Origin of the sequence: Picosynechococcus sp. PCC 7117 (assembly GCF_001693275.1) — a bacterium.
GTDB lineage: Bacteria > Cyanobacteriota > Cyanobacteriia > Cyanobacteriales > MRBY01 > MRBY01.
In genome coordinates, this window is sequence record NZ_CP016477.1 from 2,750,485 (window position 1) to 2,766,226 (window position 15,742).

The following is a 15,742-nucleotide window of genomic DNA, read 5'->3' on the forward strand; positions in this document are numbered from 1 at the left end:
AAATACAAACGTTACTCAATCTCAAAGCGGGACGAAGAATCCTTCAGGGCGATCGCCACCTGGGTTAGCGCATCCAACTGACCAGACATCGTTTGGGATTCTGCCGCCGTCTTTTGGGCCACCTCCGCCGCCGATTGCATAATTTTCGTGACCTTCCCAGACACATCCCGCTGGGAGACCATTGCCTTCGAGATCCGCGCCAGCACTTTGTCAATTTCCTCACTAATGCGGGACACACTCTGGAGCGTCGTTTTTGTCTTTTTCACCAATTCTGTTCCCGTGACTACTTGGGAAGTACTTTCCTCCATCATCTGCATCATCTGAGCCGTTTCTTCTTGAATCCCGCCGATCAACTGCTCCACTTCCTGGGCTGCTGTGGTGACCTGTTCTGCCAAGCGACGTACTTCATCAGCGACCACCCGGAAACCCTGGCCATTTTCCCCGGCTCGCGTTGCCTCAATGGAAGCATTAAAGGCCAGGAGGTTCGTCTTTTCGGAAATGTCAGAAATGATGTTAACGATCTTCGAAATTTCCTGGGAAGATTCTGCTAGACGTTTCGCTTTCTTCGAGGTATCTGCCACTGAACCCCGAATTAGATCAATACTTGTCACCGTTTCGTCCATGGTTGCCTGGCCTTCCTGGGCCGCCAAACGGGATTTTCGGGCAATTTGGGCTGCCCCCTGGGCCGATTTCGCTACCGCTTGAATGGATTGGGCAATGCCTTGTACCGAACGTTCCGCCGATTGGATCGCCTGTTCCTGGACTGTGGCTTCCGTGGAGAGGCGCGTGATCAAGTCATTGTTGACGATCGCCAAATCATATACCTCGTCTGCCGAAGATTTCACCTGGGAAACCAAGGCCCGCAGACTCCGGAGGGTGGCATTGAAGGCATCGGCAATGGAACCCACTTCCCCTTCGTCTACCATCGCCTGTACCGTGAGGTTCCCCTGGCGCACCTCTTCAATTTGGAGCAGCAACCGAATCACCCCTTCCTGGAGACGTTCCCGCTCCTGGCGTTGGAAGGCCGCCTCTTGATCTTTAGCTTGAGCTTGGGCTTCGACGGCATCGGTAATGGAGCGAATTTGCGCTGCCATATTATTAAACGTGGTGGCTAACTGCCCTACTTCATCCTTGGCAAAAACCTCGGCCCTCGCATCAAGGTTCCCGGCCCCAAACTCAGTGGTTACCTTTTGGAGGCGCTTGATCGGTCTTGTGATCGTGCGTCCCAGGAGCCACGCTAGACCAGCCGCCACAAAGACCCCAATTAAACCCACCGTTGTCTGAAGCAGTAAGCTGTCCTGGATCAGGGCATTGAGGGTATTTTCATCGGTGCCCCGGACAATGATCGCCACGGGTTCCCCGGCGCTATTGAGAATGGATTCCGCCGCGAGGGTATAGGAGATGCCATCGATCACCTGGGTATCGACCACGGTTTCCCCCCTAGCGTTAACGGCGGCCGTCAGGAAAGAGAAATCCGGTAGCGTGAGCAGATCAGGGGCATTAAGGGAGGTCTGGATCACCTTACGGGTACTGTCTTCCCCTTCTTCCTGGGCATCCTGTTGGTAGAGGGCACTGGCGAGCTGGAAACCACCATCGGGATTGACTTGGTAAATCGCACTGTAACCGCCATTGAACGCGCTGACAGTATTCGCGGCAATATCCAATTTGGCATTGAAAATCACATCGCCGGAAACCAAGGCCCCAAGAAGATTATCGTTACTGCCGATCACGGGGGTAACGGTGTAGCGGACGAGGGCAAATTCGCCTTTTTTGGTGCCAATGGGGAATCTGGTTACTTCTCGATTCAGGTCATCCCAAGAGAGCAGTTCGCTGGTTTTGAGTTGCTGTCTCGTTTGGAGGGCTTGGGTGACGAGGCCATTGGGGTCAAACACTTCCCCTTGGCGATCGCCGTTGCCGTTGGTGATAATCCGGAGATTCGTACTGACCAGGGTGGCATATTCGATATTACGGGCTTGGATTTCGTTTTGGAGAATGGCCTGCACCTGGGCGAGCTGTTCAGGGGGAACGGTACCTGTACTTTGGTAGGCCGCTGCGGCGGCGATGATTGCAGCGTTATCCGATTGGCCCCGGAACCCAAAACCCATCTGGTCAATTTTGACGTTGTAGTTAATGTCGTTGACCGCGAGCTCTGAGGTGGCCTGTTCCCGCAGCTGCGATCGCCCAGAAGTAACAATAATCACCGCCCCTGCTGCCACCACTCCGGTGATCGCAATGGCACTGGAAACAAAAATACCGATGAATTGTTTCTGGGCAATGGAAAGGTTTTGTAATCGCTTCAGGGGAGGGGAGGTGACATCGACATCGGTATAGTCAACATCGTCGTAAACCAGGGCAACGGGTTTGGGGGCTTGGTCTGGGAGGGCGATCGCCGAGGGGTCATCGGTCTCTGGATCGGACTGGGGCAACTGTGCCTGGAGATCCGCAAGGGCTTTGGCGGCACTGGCGGCAAAAATGCCTTCGGGATCTTGGTCAATGATTTGCTGATAGCTGGCGATCGCCTCTGGAAAAAAGCCTTCGCTTTCGAGGGCACTGGCGAGGCTAATTTGGGCGACCATGTCCGTGGGATCAGCGGCGATCGCTGCTTGCAATGCCACAATCTCTGGGCTGTATTCTTTCGTTTCTGAGACTTCTAGGACAATGGGAGATTCTGGCGGGTGGGCCGTAGCCGTTGTTCCGTTCCCGTTGGTTGATGCCGCTGGGCGATCGCCATTGTTACCATTGCCATTCTTTACCTCTGGGAAATCCATCGCTTCCCCTAGGGCAAGGAGCGCCTGTTGGGCACTGGCGGCAAAAACGCCGTCTTGATCCGAAGCCACAATGTCGCGGTAAACTTCCGCCGCCTCCGGCAAAAAGCCTTCGGTTTCCAGTTGACTCGCCAGACTGATTTTCATCACGATATCTGTCGGATCAAGGGCGATCGCCGCCTGGAGTTCTTTGATTTCCTCAGAAAAAGCCGGAGAAGTTGCCGTGTTCATGGTCTGTTCTGTTGTGCCCATAGGTAGTGATTCTGTGAAATTGACGTTGAAAAAACTCAAAATTTACTGATTGACCGGGACGCCCTGTAGGTGGCGGGATAAATGGGCCATGGCCAACGTAAATCCCGTCTCTGGCCCCTTGACCAGTTGGCGATCGCAATGGGGATAAAATCTCTGCCAAGCCGTCGCCACCGGAGCCGCCTCCCCCAAGTCAAACGGCGCAATGCCCTCAAGCTGGGTTACCACAAAGCCCACTTGCCCTGCATCCCCCTGGCCAAGAAGCACCACCGTTAGCTTTTCCTGGGGATTGGGCCGCGCTGCAGATGTTCCTAATCCCGAAGGCGATCGCCGATCCACCACCCAAATCAACTGCCCCCGTTGGTTCGTCACCCCCAACACCCCTGGAGCGACCCCTGGTACCGGGCAAATGTCTTGGCGGGGCAGGGTCATCACTTCCAACATATTTTCTAGGGGAATCAACAAGCGCGTTTGGGCAAGGGGATCAGCCCCAGCAGGATACAGTTGAACCCGGAAGAAATCGGTTTGGGTAGGGGGAGCGACCATGGCAAAATCAGACCTTTATCGAAGAAAAAACAGCACTATCTAAGCCAAATACTCTTTGACTGTTTTCATGAATTCCATCGGACTGTAGGGTTTTGTTAAATAAGCATTGCCCCCTTGACGTAACGCCCAAAAACGGTCGAAGTCCTGGCTTTTGTTAGAGCAAAAAATAATTGGCACCTCCTCGTAACCCAGACTTTCGCGAATTTCTCGGCATAAATCGAGGCCATTGAGCCCAGGCATCACAATATCGAGGAAAATTAGATCCGGTTGGTCATGGTTGCGCAGCCAAGTTAAGGCTTCATCGCCATTGTCCGCCAGGCTGACCTCTAGGCTCATTTTTTCCAGGAGTGCCCGGACAAGGGTTTGTTCCGATTTAGAATCATCAACAACTAAAACTTTTTTCATCTTATTTTTCTTGATCAGTGTTAGAACTTGGCGCAATTTATTCTGAAAATTGAGTTTAGAGATTATGAAATACAACCTCTAGGGCGTAGATTGCGCTGATGTTTGCTCCACATAGGACTGCACCATCCGTATCAAATCCTGGGGATTGAACGGTTTAGCAATGTAGTCAGAAGCCCCCACCATCTTGGCACGGAGGCGATCAATAATTCCATCGCGCCCCGTAAGCATCACCACGGGGATATCCCTAAGCATTTCGGATTGGTTGAACAGGCGACAAAGTTCGTAACCATCGATTTCGGGCATGTTGATATCCATCAGAATTAGTTCTGGCCGTTGGCGAGCAAAGGTACTCAGAGATAAAGCAGGTTCAGTGACCCCGATAACCTCAAAGCCACTGGCTTCTAGGGTCATTTTGACGACCCGTTGTATTGATTTGCTGTCATCAATACAGGCAATGCGGGGTTTGGGTTTTTGGGGAACGCCCGCATAGGGAATAACTTCAATCAAGCCTGTCTTGACGAGGGGATGGAAGAGTTGGCTGAGTTCGAGGGTAGAACGGCGGGTGTGGTGACTCAGCTCATAGAGGGTGACTTGTTGGTCGAGGTGCTCCCGGAGGCTTTCCATAAATTGATAGTCCTGGAGGTTTAGCCAGGAGCGGCTCCGGATTTCACGGAAATCTTTGACTTGTAGGCGCTGGAAAGGGGAAGCGATTTCGGGGCGGAGTTGTACCCATTGGCGAACGGTCGGCTGGATTGGGCGCACCATTTCTTTGAGGGACAGGGACAGCAACAGGGGATCTAGATTAAGGGCGCGTTCAAATTTAATGGCAGCGCGGGGCAGGGATAAAAACTGGGCGATCGCCTCTTGGGTCGTAAAAAATAAAACTTGGCGGACTTGCTGGAGGGACAATTTTCCGGCTTTCCAAATTTGACAAATGTAATCGTAATCTTGGGAAAAGCTATCTCCCATGGGAAATTTCGCTTTCGGAAACAGTTGCCCTAAAAGATACGTTAAGCGCTCCCGTTTACCCATACCGCTGGTGGCAAAATGCAGCTTCCCGCCCCCAAAATAAAGCTGCCAAAATACCGATTCATCTAGGGGATCGTAAATGGTCATGGTCCCCGACATTTGCCGTTGGATCAGGGATTGGAGGACTTGGCCCGGAATCACAACGTTTTTGGTGATGGCATCTTGCACTTTCATATGAAACACACTAGCGGGAATTGATTTGAAGAGGATTTAGCGCCTTTGGTCTTTACCCGTGGCTGGAAAACATGGATCGGGAGGGTAGTGGGTAAGCGCAGCGACAGAATTATGTCAGGGGCAATTTATTCTAGATCGACTTTATCGCCTGAAAAATATGGATTTCATAGTTTTATCGGGTTGCCTGGTGACTAGGCTCAAACCGCAGTACAAAAAGCTTGAATAAATGGGGCTAGGGCAAGATTGAAAATTCATGGTGCTTGGGGGCAACTCTATTAGTTAATCTGAGCAATACTAATGCTACAGAAAGAGATTATTTTCTTACCATAAAGACTTGGTTAAAAGTAGTATGTTTAGCTACGAAAAGACTTTGACCTCACCGATCTTGACGCCCCATTAATATACTTCAAACCTAGATATAGCAAGGAATTTTAGGATTTTTACCTCGTGCTGTTCCAATGGTGTCTAAATTGAAATCGGGGGAGCCTCTTAACGACGGATTAAGTGATCGAGGCGTTCTTGGATGAGCAGTTGGAAGAGGGCGCGGAGGGTTTGGAGGCCAAAGAAAAATACGGTAAGGGCGATCGCCCCGATGAGGAAGAGAGAGGCCGCCTGGCTCCAGACTAAAATACCGACCACGCTACTAAAGCCCCAGAGGATGCCGTACATCATGGTTTTGATCGCGAGGTAGATGCGGCGCAATTGGCGATCGCCTTCAACGGATTTAACGCGAAATTGCAGTTCCCCTAACTCAATGCGTGATTCGAGGCGTTTAATGGCCATTTCGGTGCGGCTGGGTTTCTGGAATTGGTACAGGACAAATTCTTTAGTCTGTTGAGCGAGGCTCCCCAGGCGATTTTCCCCAGGTTTGTGACTCACGGCCAAGCTACGAATAAACGGTTGGGCCGCCGCCATGAGATTGTATTGGGGGTCGAGGGCGCGGGCAATGCCATCGAGGGTGGTGAGGGCCTTGATGATAAAAGTCATTTGGGGCGGCAGGCGAAACGGTTGCTGCTCAAACATCAGGTAGAGCTCGTTACTAATCTGCTCAAATTCCTGGAGATCAATGGGGCGATCGCGGAACCGATCCAAAAGAAACGCGATCATCCGTTTCACCGGGGTCATATCTGCCATCGGCTCGATGAGGCCCATGTAAACCAAAGTTTCGACCACCTCGTCCGTATCCTTGCGCAGCACCGCAAAAAAGGTGCGCATCATCTGGGTTTTTTCCATGGATTTGACTTCGGTCATCGTGCCGAAATCATAGAAAATCAGCTTCCCTGTGGCATCGACGGCCATATTACCGGGGTGGGGATCGGACTGAAAAAAGCCATCCTGGAGCAGTTGTTTGAGATAAGAAGAAATGCCGAGGCTGATCACATGGTCTGGGTCAATATTGCTCGCTTCGAGGGCAGCCCGGTCGTCAATTTTAATGCCCGGTAGATATTCGAGGGTTAAGACCTTGCGGGTAGTGTATTGCCAATAAACCTTGGGCACGAGAATTTGCTGATCGTCGGCGAAATTTTGCCGGAAATGATCGCCATTTTTCCCTTCATGGATGTAGTCAATTTCTTGGTAGAGAAGCTCGAAAAATTCCCGGTAAATCTGATTGAGATTGTATTTTTTGAGGTCTTTTAAAAAATAACTGGCCCAATGCAAAAGTTTTTCGAGGACTTGCATATCCACTTGGAACAGACGACTCAGGCCGGGACGCTGGACTTTTACGGCTACTTCTTCGCCGCTGTAGAGGGTAGCCCGGTGCACTTGGCCCAGGCTAGCGGAGGCGAGGGGCTCTAGTTCAAAATCCTTAAAGAGGGCGTAGATAGATTTGTTAAATTCTTGCTCGATGACGGCGATCGCCGCCTGACCCTTAAATGGCGGCACCCGGTCTTGGAGTTGGCTCAGTTCCTCGATGTATTCGATGGGAAATAGATCCGGGCGGGTTGACATGGCCTGGCCAATTTTGATGAAAGTCGGCCCCAAATCCAGGAGATGATTGACGAGCCAGCGGGCTTGGCGATGGCGTTTGCGGGCGGGGTTGCCACCGGGGAGTCGGTCTTTGCCGAGCCGGAGGATAAACTGGGCGGCCACGGTAAAGATTTCCAGTTGCCGTTGCCTGAGACTCAGTTTGCGCCGTTGCCAGCGGGGAGTTTTCACGATTGATTTTGCCCTAGATTTCGACCATCCCTCATCATACAGAAAAGCTTCAACCCAAAAACGTGTTTAGGTAGAGTTCGATCAGGCGATCGCCCCAAAAGAGACTACTAATCGCCCCCAAGGCAAGAAACGGCCCAAAGGGTAAATGTTGCCCCCGCTGGTGTTTACCGAGGCCCATGGCCCCGCCGATAATCATTGTGCCCAGGGCGCAGGCCAAAATTACCGTTAAGAGGACGTTTTGCCAGCCCAGCCAAGCGCCAATCATCGCCAAAAGTTTCGGATCGCCGCCCCCCATGGCCTCTTGGCCCAGCATGGCCGAACCAATGACACCAATGCCATCTAGTAACCACAGCCCCAATACCGCCGCCCCAATGCCACCCAGAAGGCCATAAATTGCTCCGGTGAAGCCATTCGCCTGGAAACCTAGCCCCATCTGGAAGAGTAAACCGAGTACGAGGCCCGATTGGGTTAAGGGGTTGGGCAGGGTAAAAGTGTCGTAATCAATGAGGGCCAGGGCCACCAACCAAAACAATAGGGTAAAGGCGGCGATCGCCTCTAGGGTCAACCCAAATTGAACCACCGTGGCGACACAGAGCAAACCCATCAGCGTTTCGACGAGGGGATACCGGGCGGCAATGGGCGTTTTGCACCAGCGACATTTGCCCCCCAACAGGAGCCAACCCAACACCGGAATATTTTCCCGTGCCCCTAGTTGGTGGCCGCAGTGGGGACAGCGGGAGGGGGGATGTGCCAGGGATAAACCCGCTGGCAGCCGATAAACCACCACGTTGAGGAAACTGCCGAAACAGGCTCCCCAGATGAATAGAAAAATAAAGGCGATCGCCAGTAAACCGGACTGTTGTAAAAGCGCGAGCATGGTGATGTCTCTCAAACCCTAGCCAACCAGCCCCATTATCCCCTTAGGCGATCGCCAAATTTTCAAAAACCCTAAAACAATCTTTTTCCTAGGGATTGACCTGAAGAATCAGGTCATTGGCCAAGGTGAGATCAAGATCCGTATCGGTTTCTACCACCAACAAATCCACGCGATCAAGGCCCAAAAATTGGGGGATTAAGGTTGCGAGGATGCCAGCACCAGCGCCAATTAAGAGTTCCTCTGTGGCGATCGCCCGGTCTCCGGTAATGGCGGCGATCGCGGCGGCGGCCCCCGTACCTAAGGCCGCATTTCTCAACAAATTGCCCACATCAGTGCCCCGACGCACACTCTCCGTATCTGTGATCACCTGGGAGGCCGCGTTGATATTGTACATTTGGCCGTTGGGTAACTCTAGGCGTTGGGCGACAAAGCGCGTCCCATTCCCTGACGGTCGGAACTCCCCTTGAATTTCACTGCCCTGGGGAATCAGCACTATCCCCTGGGTATTGACAATATTGGCATCCACCGTGAGGGTTACTGGTAAAATTTCATCCTGGGTTAAGAAAATTTTGTCAGCGGTGTAACTAATCGGAATAATCGTGCCCGCTGTGATGCGATAGTCCACAGCCACCACATCCTGGGTGACGATATAAGGGGAATTTAGTGCCTGTACCTGGCCCTGGGAAAAGAGAGCCTGATAAATAAATGCGGCCACCTCAGCCCGTGTGGCATTGCGCTTGGGATTGAGTTGTTGCAAATTGGCATAGTTCACCACCATCTTTTGTTCTGTCGCGGCGGCAATGGGGCTCCGGGCAAAATCAGCAATATTCGCCGCATCCTGGTAATAGCCGAGGGTGGTATTGATGTTGTTACGGGCTGAATAATTTAAACCATTGGCTAGGGCGACTAAAACCTGTTCCCGGGGAATATTTTGTTCGGGGCGGAAAACCTGACCTGGATATCCCGAAAGAAAGCCCATCTCATAGGCATTATTAATCGCATTAAAAGCCCAATAGCTGCTGGGGACATCCACAAAATTAATCGCACTGCGGTCTTGGCTCTTGGGGAGGGCTTTCTGCACCATGGCCGCAAATTGAGCACGGGTTACAGGTGCATCGGGCCGAAAAGAACCATCGGGAAAACCGGCAATGATCCCCCGGTTGACTAATTCATTAATAAAGCCTGTGGCCCAATAGTTACTCGGAACATCTGGAAATTGGCTTGTTTGGGCCACCACCGCTGCGGGTTGTAGCAACGATCCCTGGAAGGGTAATGTACTTCCTAGTCCGAGGGATAGGGCTAAAAGAAGAGCGGTGGATTGCTGGGTTCGCTTCATAGAAGGCATATTATTTTTCCTTGCGTTTCAGATTAGGGTGACTGCTTGATTTCAGGTTAGCGTTGTTACCGTCACTTCTCACTTAAACAATGCTTAAATCGAATTATTTAAGCTAAATTTGCTAGGTTTTTAGACGACTTGTTCCCGTAAATGTTCCGCTGATTTTTTCGTTTTCAACTGCTTGGAAATGTTCTGAACAATAATGGGGATTGCTAAATTTATGCAGGGATTATTGAAGACTAGCCCTACTTAAAAAATGTTTCCAGCTAGTCAAAAGCAACATAAAAAGGCGATCGCCTTTGGATCGCCCGATGGTAATTTTGTGAAAATTTTGATTGTTGTGGGGCTATTTCGGCATGTCGTTGAGATCAAAGATAAAGGGGGCACTGGAGCGTTGATCGCCCATGACGAGCACCTTCGGCATTTGTGCGCCTCCTTCTTTCCAGGCTTCGATGGCTTCTTTTTTGAGCACGAGGTCTCCCCCCTGGGCCTTGAGGGTTTCCGCGAGCAAGCGTTGGGCTTCGGCTTTCCCCTTGGCTCGGTTGATATCTGCCTGGGCCTGCTGTTCGGCTTCTTGGGCGACGTAGATGGCCCGCTGCGCCCGCTGTTCGGCGATTTGTTTTTCTTCGACGGCGCGGGAAAATTCTGCGGAGAAGTTTAAATCAACGACGCTGGTGTCGAGGACAAGGATGCCATATTTTTCGAGGCGGGTTTCGAGGGCGGTATCAAAGTCATCCTTAAGTTCGGTGCGTTTGGTGATCGCTTCTTCGACGGTGCGCTTAGCAGCAGCAACCTTAAAGGATTCTTGGGTTTGGGGGGCAATAATTTTCGAGACGATATTTTGTAGGGTGCCCTGGGTACGTCGAATTTCGACGACTTTCACGGGATCGAGGCGGAAGTTAATGGCGAAACGGGCGGTCAAATCTTGCAAATCCTTGGTCGAGCTTTGGGCTGGGACTTCAAATTTTTGGACAGTGACGTCGTAGACATCCACGCTGGCAATCAGGGGCGGTTTGAAATGAATTCCTTCCAGGAGAGCGCCGTCCTGGGCTTTCCCAAGAACGCTCAAGACACCAGCTTGGCCAGGATTAATGATGACAAACGCATTGAGCACGATGAAAAATAACAGGGCGATCGCCACCCCAATCAGTGAGAGGGGAAAATTTTGGTTGGGAGTAATGTTACGCACGCGGTTTTGGTCTCCAAATCAGTTCTAGCGGCTCGGTTTTCCATCCCATTGTAGTGAAGACGACCAGGAGGCAAAGGGCAAAACCCAAAGGCGATCGCCCCAAGGAAATGTAACAATTCGTTAAGCTAAAAGCACTGACCCCAATCATTCCGTCTGAAATTTCCTTTTCTAATCTATGGTTGCAACGCCCCTCCCTGAACCCACTGCCGACACGACGCCTGCCTTTGATTGGCACGCAGCCTGGTATCCGATCCATTTCGTGCAGGATCTCGACAAAACCAAACCCACCCGCTTCGTCCTGCTGGGGGAACCCCTCGTGATTTGGTGGCAGCCCAAAACCCAGCAATGGCAAGTCTTTGGCGATGTGTGTCCCCACCGCCTCGCGCCCCTATCCGAAGGTCGCATTGTCGATGGCTGTTTAGAATGTCCTTACCACGGTTGGCAATTTGCGGAGACGGGCGCCTGTACTAAAATTCCTTTCCAAGCCCCAGACGGTGAGGCCCACCACAGTCCCAGAGCCCAGGTAAAAACCTATGCCAGTTGCGTTAAACAAGGGTTGCTGTTCGTCTATGGGGGCGATCGCCACGAGGCAGCCCAAACGCCGATCCCGACAGTACCCCAGTTAGACCAACATCCAGGGGAATGGGTGATGGCTGATGTATTTCGTGATATTCCCTACGACGCCACAACCCTCTTAGAAAATGTCCTGGATACGAGTCATGTGGCCTTTACCCACCACCCCCGGGTCGGTAACCGTAAAAATGCCAAGGAATTTATCCTCGATGTTTCTGAAGTAGAAAAAACAGGCTTCACGGGCAATTGGGAAGAAGGCCCCCGACGCGGCACCCTCGGCGCCCAGAAAACAACTTTTTTTGCGCCGGCTGCCATGTGGCACGACATTCCCGAAAGTCCCTTTGGCCAGGTGATGACCGTTGTCTACGCGACCCCCACCGAAAAAGGACGCTGCCGGGCGATTGTGCGGCTCCCCTTCCGTTTTAAAGCGGCCATACCCCGACTCGCGTTTAAATTTACTCCCCGGTGGTTTTCCCATCTGAATCAAATGGGCATCCTTGAAGATGATCAAATCTTTTTGCATCTCCAGGAACGGGAATTGGCAAAATCGACCCAAAACTACGCCAAAACCTGTTATTTGCCGACCAGTTCAGATTTGTTTGTGTTGGCCTATCGCCAATGGGTAGAACGGTATGGCGAACCTTTCCCAGACGAAGATTTTTCGCCCGCAGAACCACAACAAAGCCAATTGTTAGAGCGTTACCATTCCCACACCAAAAATTGCGCCAGTTGTACCCAGGCTCTTCATCGAATTCAGAAAGGGAAAAAAGGTGTCATTGGTTTGGGATTTCTGCTGTGGTTGGGTTTGCCCTTCGCGATTTTTTCTGGTTTGCCCACTTGGAGCCTTGGGGCGATCGCCACGGTGATTATTCTTTTGGCGGGCCTCTGGTGGCAACTCTATCGCCTAGAACGTCGATTTTTTGAAGGGGAATATCCCCCAACGCGAAACTATCAAAAGTGATCAGGACGTACTCTCTTTAGGGAAATTTCTTGTAATCAGCCAGAAAACCTAGGTCACCTCCCCAAGAGCTGCTTATAATTCAGCTAGAGTCGGCTATTCCGAGAAAATCTGCATCAGTTCTTGGCCTCAGCAACTATCTCTATCTAACGGACTTGTTTGCCCAAGACCCAACTGAAATTTATTTCGCGCACTACTTTTCCCTATCTTTTCCCTCTAAAAATCCCCATGAAATCCACCTTACGGCCCCTGCTCTCTTGTTTACCCGTCCTCCTCGGCTTTTGGGTTGAGGGGGCGATCGCCAATCCCAGTCCCACGGTTCCCACCACAATCCCTAACGCCTACCCGGTGCTGGTGAGTCAAGTTCCAGTTGGACGACAAGTTGCCACCCAAAAAACAACCTACGCCCCCAGTGAACCGATTATGGTGAACTACGCCAATCTACCGGGCAATTCTGGAGATTGGATTACCATCGTTCCGGCCAATGCCCCCGACAATAGCTACGAAGAATGGTTTTATACCGATGGTCAACGCTCTGGCTCCCGTCAATTCAAAGGTCTCGCTGCTGGCAGCTACGAAGTGCGGGTTTACCACAACTGGCCCAATGGCGGTTATGTCGTCCAGGATCGGTATCGTTTCACTGTCGGGACACAAGCGGCAACACCAATTAACAACCGTCATATTTCTACCAATAAAACGGTCTACCAAGCTAATGAACCGATTATGGTGAACTACGCTAATCTCCCTGGTAATCGCCAGGATTGGATCACCATTGTTGCGGCCAATGCCCCAGATGATAGCTATGGTGAATGGTTTTATACCCAAGGGCAGCGCTCAGGTTCCCGTCAATTCAGAGGTCTCACCCCAGGTAATTATGAAGTACGCGTCTACTACAACTGGTCTGCGGGTGGTTATGTCGTCCAAGATCGTTACGCCTTTACGGTGCGCTAGCCAGCCACCAATCTAGGCCAAATTTAATTGATTCTTGTCTTCCAATGCTTAAGCTCCCCGATAGAAACGTTCACCAAGCTTAAGCAGCGGAAGATTTTTTTAACCCTTGCTTATGAAGACGGCATCGAACAAATAAAATCGACTTGGGTCTAAACTTTAGACTAAATTTGCTTGTCTAGGATGGGCAAATTCGTTTTCCAACACTCAAGTCTGACATATCAACGCAGGATCATCTTCTAAAAGAGTACCGTAGACCTGCTGGATTAAACTGCGGGCGTGGTTATTCTGAGCATCTACAGAGCTATTAAATAGAGCAGAAATAATCACTTGATTACAAGGGAAATACACATAAAATGAACGATAGCCCAGTGTTTCGCCTTGATAAAACCAATAATTGCCCCAACGTTCGTCGTAACCCTGGATAATCCCCAAACCAAAACCATAGGGATCTGTCGCTGTTGTTTGGGCGATCGCCTCTCTTGTCTGTAAAGAAACGATTTGCTGCATTTCTTCTTTTTCTTCAGCGGACAGCAAATTGTCTTCAACGAATAATGTTCGTACCCAGTAGATAATGTCTTCTGTATTTGAAACTAAGGCCCCCGCCGCCCCTGCCCAAGACAGGTTGTTACGGCTAACATCTTTTCCCACAAGTTCTGGGTTGGTTTGACACTCCCCTGCCTAAAGGTGAGGGGATTCTTTGCTCAACGACTCAACTTGCCCTGACAGAACGGATTCAGCCAGAGTAGTGGTCAAATCTCCCAAAGCGTACATTCCGGTGTGCCCCACCGTACTCAATCCTAAACGCAAGATGTTTATCGCTGCATTATGGTCACGGTCTAGCTCACAGCCACACTCACACACATGAGTCCGCACTGAAAGAGACTTCTGCACCGTTTGACTACAGGCGCTACAGTTCTGGCTGGTGTAGTGGGGTGGCACAGCAATGGTAATCTTCCCAAACACCTTACCGAAATACTCCAACCACACCCGGAACTGATACCAACTTGCATCGTTGATCGCTTTCGCTAGGCAATGGTTTTTCACTAGATTTTTCACCCGTAAGTTTTCATAGGCCACTACATCGTTAGATGAGATTACGCACCGTGCCAACTTCACCGCATGGTCTTTACGCTGCCTACTTATCTTCAGGTGAACTCTCCCTAGTCTGTTGATTGCCCTGCGTCGATTACTGCCTCCTTTTTGCTTGCGAGAAACAAGACGATGCGCTCGTTTGAGACGCTGCTCCCCTTTGCGCAAAAAGCGAGGATTTTCCACCGCAAACCCATTGGAGTCGGTGTAGAACTCTTTTAAGCCTACATCTAACCCAATCGCTTTTCCTGATGGCATTACTGATTCCTGACGGTCTACACTTACCGGAAACTGAGCATAGTAGCCATCAGCCCGGCGCACTAATCGCACCCGCTTAATTTGCTCTGGTTGGTAAAAGTTCAGGTCACGGCTTCCCAAGAGTTTCAATCGACCAATCTTATTTTTGTCAGTGAAGACGATGTATTTACGATTGTCCTCTAACTTCCAGCCTGAGGTTTTATATTCCACAGAGCGACTGTTCTTTTGGAATTTGGGATAACCCTTTTTGCCTAAAACTTTCTTCTTGCAGGCTTCGACGTGAGCGCTCAGCCGAACGGCTTCGTAAAAACGAGCGATCGCCGACCAAGCCCGTTCAGCGGCAGATTGTCTAGCCTGAGAGTTCAAGTCATTGGCAAAAGGAAACTCCTTGGCCAATACTGCGCATTGTTTATTGAGGTCGTACTTCGTGACATTGGGATTATCCATCCAATAGCGGATAGACTTATTCCGGATGAACTGAGTTGTCCGAATAGCCTCGTCAATGGCGTTGTATTGAGCAGGTTTACCTTTGACTTTAAACTCAAGAATCAGCATTAGTTCGAATGTTCTAGTGTTTATACTGGATATTTTAAAATAAAACAGAAAATGTAGTTTGCTTCTTCCCCTTGGTCAGACTTCGGCGAGCTCAGTCGAGTCGTCGCTCGGCTTATATCCCCGCTCTAAAAGAGGCAGGGTTTTACGCCGACTTTCCGATAATTTGGCAAGCCAGATGTCATATTCAAAAGCTGCGTGGTTGTAATGCCAGATCAGTGGGAATATTCAGGTAAATATTGGGTAAAGTCAGCATTTAGATCAAGGGCTTGGTTACGGTCATTTTGAAGCAGTAAAGCCGCCGTAAAAGATTTCGTGATGCTGCCGATGTGAAAGAGGCTTTCGGCTGTAATGGGCGCACTGTTGGGGTCATGACTTTCCCGACCGATGACGTAGGTTTGGGTTGGGGCTTCGTTAACTTTAACGGATAATTGAATCCCAGAGAAATTTTCTCGTGTTTGGTATTGGGTGTAGTGTTCTGTTAAATATTGATTAATTTTTTGATCGGGTAGCGCTTTAGCAATGGTTGGAAAGGTCATGGAAGTAGTAATTCCCAAGAAGGCTAAAGCTAGCATTTTAAGCATGATAAATATTTAATTCTATTTGACACCGCATTCATTATGGAATGAATATT

13 protein-coding genes are annotated in these 15,742 nt (G+C 50.5%); 2 read left to right on the forward strand and 11 right to left on the reverse strand.

The genetic code is table 11. The features are described from left to right. Positions 1-11 precede the first annotated feature (11 nt). From AWQ22_RS13115 to AWQ22_RS13150, 8 genes are all read right to left on the reverse strand, one after another. The gene (locus tag AWQ22_RS13115; RefSeq protein WP_232321382.1) at positions 12-3,017 is read right to left on the reverse strand and encodes a methyl-accepting chemotaxis protein; all 3,006 of its coding nucleotides are present in this window, start codon (positions 3,015-3,017) and stop codon (positions 12-14) included. Between the two features lie 42 nt (positions 3,018-3,059). Continuing rightward, positions 3,060-3,560: a chemotaxis protein CheW gene (locus AWQ22_RS13120; RefSeq protein ID WP_065711376.1), complete on the reverse strand. Its 501-nt coding sequence runs from the start codon at positions 3,558-3,560 to the stop codon at positions 3,060-3,062. A 39-nt stretch (positions 3,561-3,599) separates the two neighbouring features. Continuing rightward, complete coding sequence (locus tag AWQ22_RS13125) at positions 3,600-3,965, reverse strand: response regulator (RefSeq protein ID WP_012308196.1); 366 nt, start codon at positions 3,963-3,965, stop codon at positions 3,600-3,602. Positions 3,966-4,043: 78 nt separating this feature from the next. Next, positions 4,044-5,168 (reverse strand): response regulator, encoded by a 1,125-nt coding sequence (locus AWQ22_RS13130; RefSeq protein ID WP_065711377.1) that lies wholly within the window; start codon positions 5,166-5,168, stop codon positions 4,044-4,046. A 489-nt stretch (positions 5,169-5,657) separates the two neighbouring features. Continuing rightward, on the reverse strand, positions 5,658-7,325 hold the full coding sequence (locus tag AWQ22_RS13135) for an AarF/ABC1/UbiB kinase family protein (protein ID WP_084449007.1): 1,668 nt from the start codon (positions 7,323-7,325) through the stop codon (positions 5,658-5,660). A 49-nt stretch (positions 7,326-7,374) separates the two neighbouring features. Continuing rightward, a complete protein-coding gene (locus tag AWQ22_RS13140; RefSeq protein ID WP_065711379.1) occupies positions 7,375-8,202 on the reverse strand; it encodes an A24 family peptidase in 828 nt (275 codons plus the stop codon). Between the two features lie 88 nt (positions 8,203-8,290). After that, positions 8,291-9,538 (reverse strand): S-layer homology domain-containing protein, encoded by a 1,248-nt coding sequence (locus AWQ22_RS13145; protein ID WP_232321384.1) that lies wholly within the window; start codon positions 9,536-9,538, stop codon positions 8,291-8,293. Positions 9,539-9,884: 346 nt separating this feature from the next. Continuing rightward, positions 9,885-10,727 (reverse strand): prohibitin family protein, encoded by an 843-nt coding sequence (locus AWQ22_RS13150; RefSeq protein ID WP_012308201.1) that lies wholly within the window; start codon positions 10,725-10,727, stop codon positions 9,885-9,887. Between the two features lie 175 nt (positions 10,728-10,902). Here AWQ22_RS13150 and AWQ22_RS13155 point away from each other — a divergent pair, with 175 nt between their 5' ends. Together AWQ22_RS13155 and AWQ22_RS13160 are read left to right on the forward strand one after the other, a co-directional pair. Then, a complete protein-coding gene (locus AWQ22_RS13155; RefSeq protein WP_065711381.1) occupies positions 10,903-12,261 on the forward strand; it encodes a Rieske 2Fe-2S domain-containing protein in 1,359 nt (452 codons plus the stop codon). Between the two features lie 225 nt (positions 12,262-12,486). Next, positions 12,487-13,209, forward strand: a complete 723-nt coding sequence (locus tag AWQ22_RS13160) for a hypothetical protein (RefSeq protein WP_065711382.1) — start codon at positions 12,487-12,489, stop codon at positions 13,207-13,209. 204 nt (positions 13,210-13,413) lie between these two features. On the opposite strand, the gene AWQ22_RS13165 is transcribed toward AWQ22_RS13160, so the two are convergent. The 3 genes from AWQ22_RS13165 to AWQ22_RS13175 form a co-directional block, all read right to left on the reverse strand. Further along, positions 13,414-13,857, reverse strand: a complete 444-nt coding sequence (locus AWQ22_RS13165; protein ID WP_232321386.1) for a serine hydrolase — start codon at positions 13,855-13,857, stop codon at positions 13,414-13,416. 30 nt (positions 13,858-13,887) lie between these two features. After that, the gene (locus AWQ22_RS13170; protein ID WP_065711383.1) at positions 13,888-15,111 is read right to left on the reverse strand and encodes an RNA-guided endonuclease TnpB family protein; all 1,224 of its coding nucleotides are present in this window, start codon (positions 15,109-15,111) and stop codon (positions 13,888-13,890) included. 212 nt (positions 15,112-15,323) lie between these two features. Continuing rightward, positions 15,324-15,647: a serine hydrolase domain-containing protein gene (locus AWQ22_RS13175; RefSeq protein ID WP_232321387.1), complete on the reverse strand. Its 324-nt coding sequence runs from the start codon at positions 15,645-15,647 to the stop codon at positions 15,324-15,326. Positions 15,648-15,742: the final 95 nt, after the last annotated feature.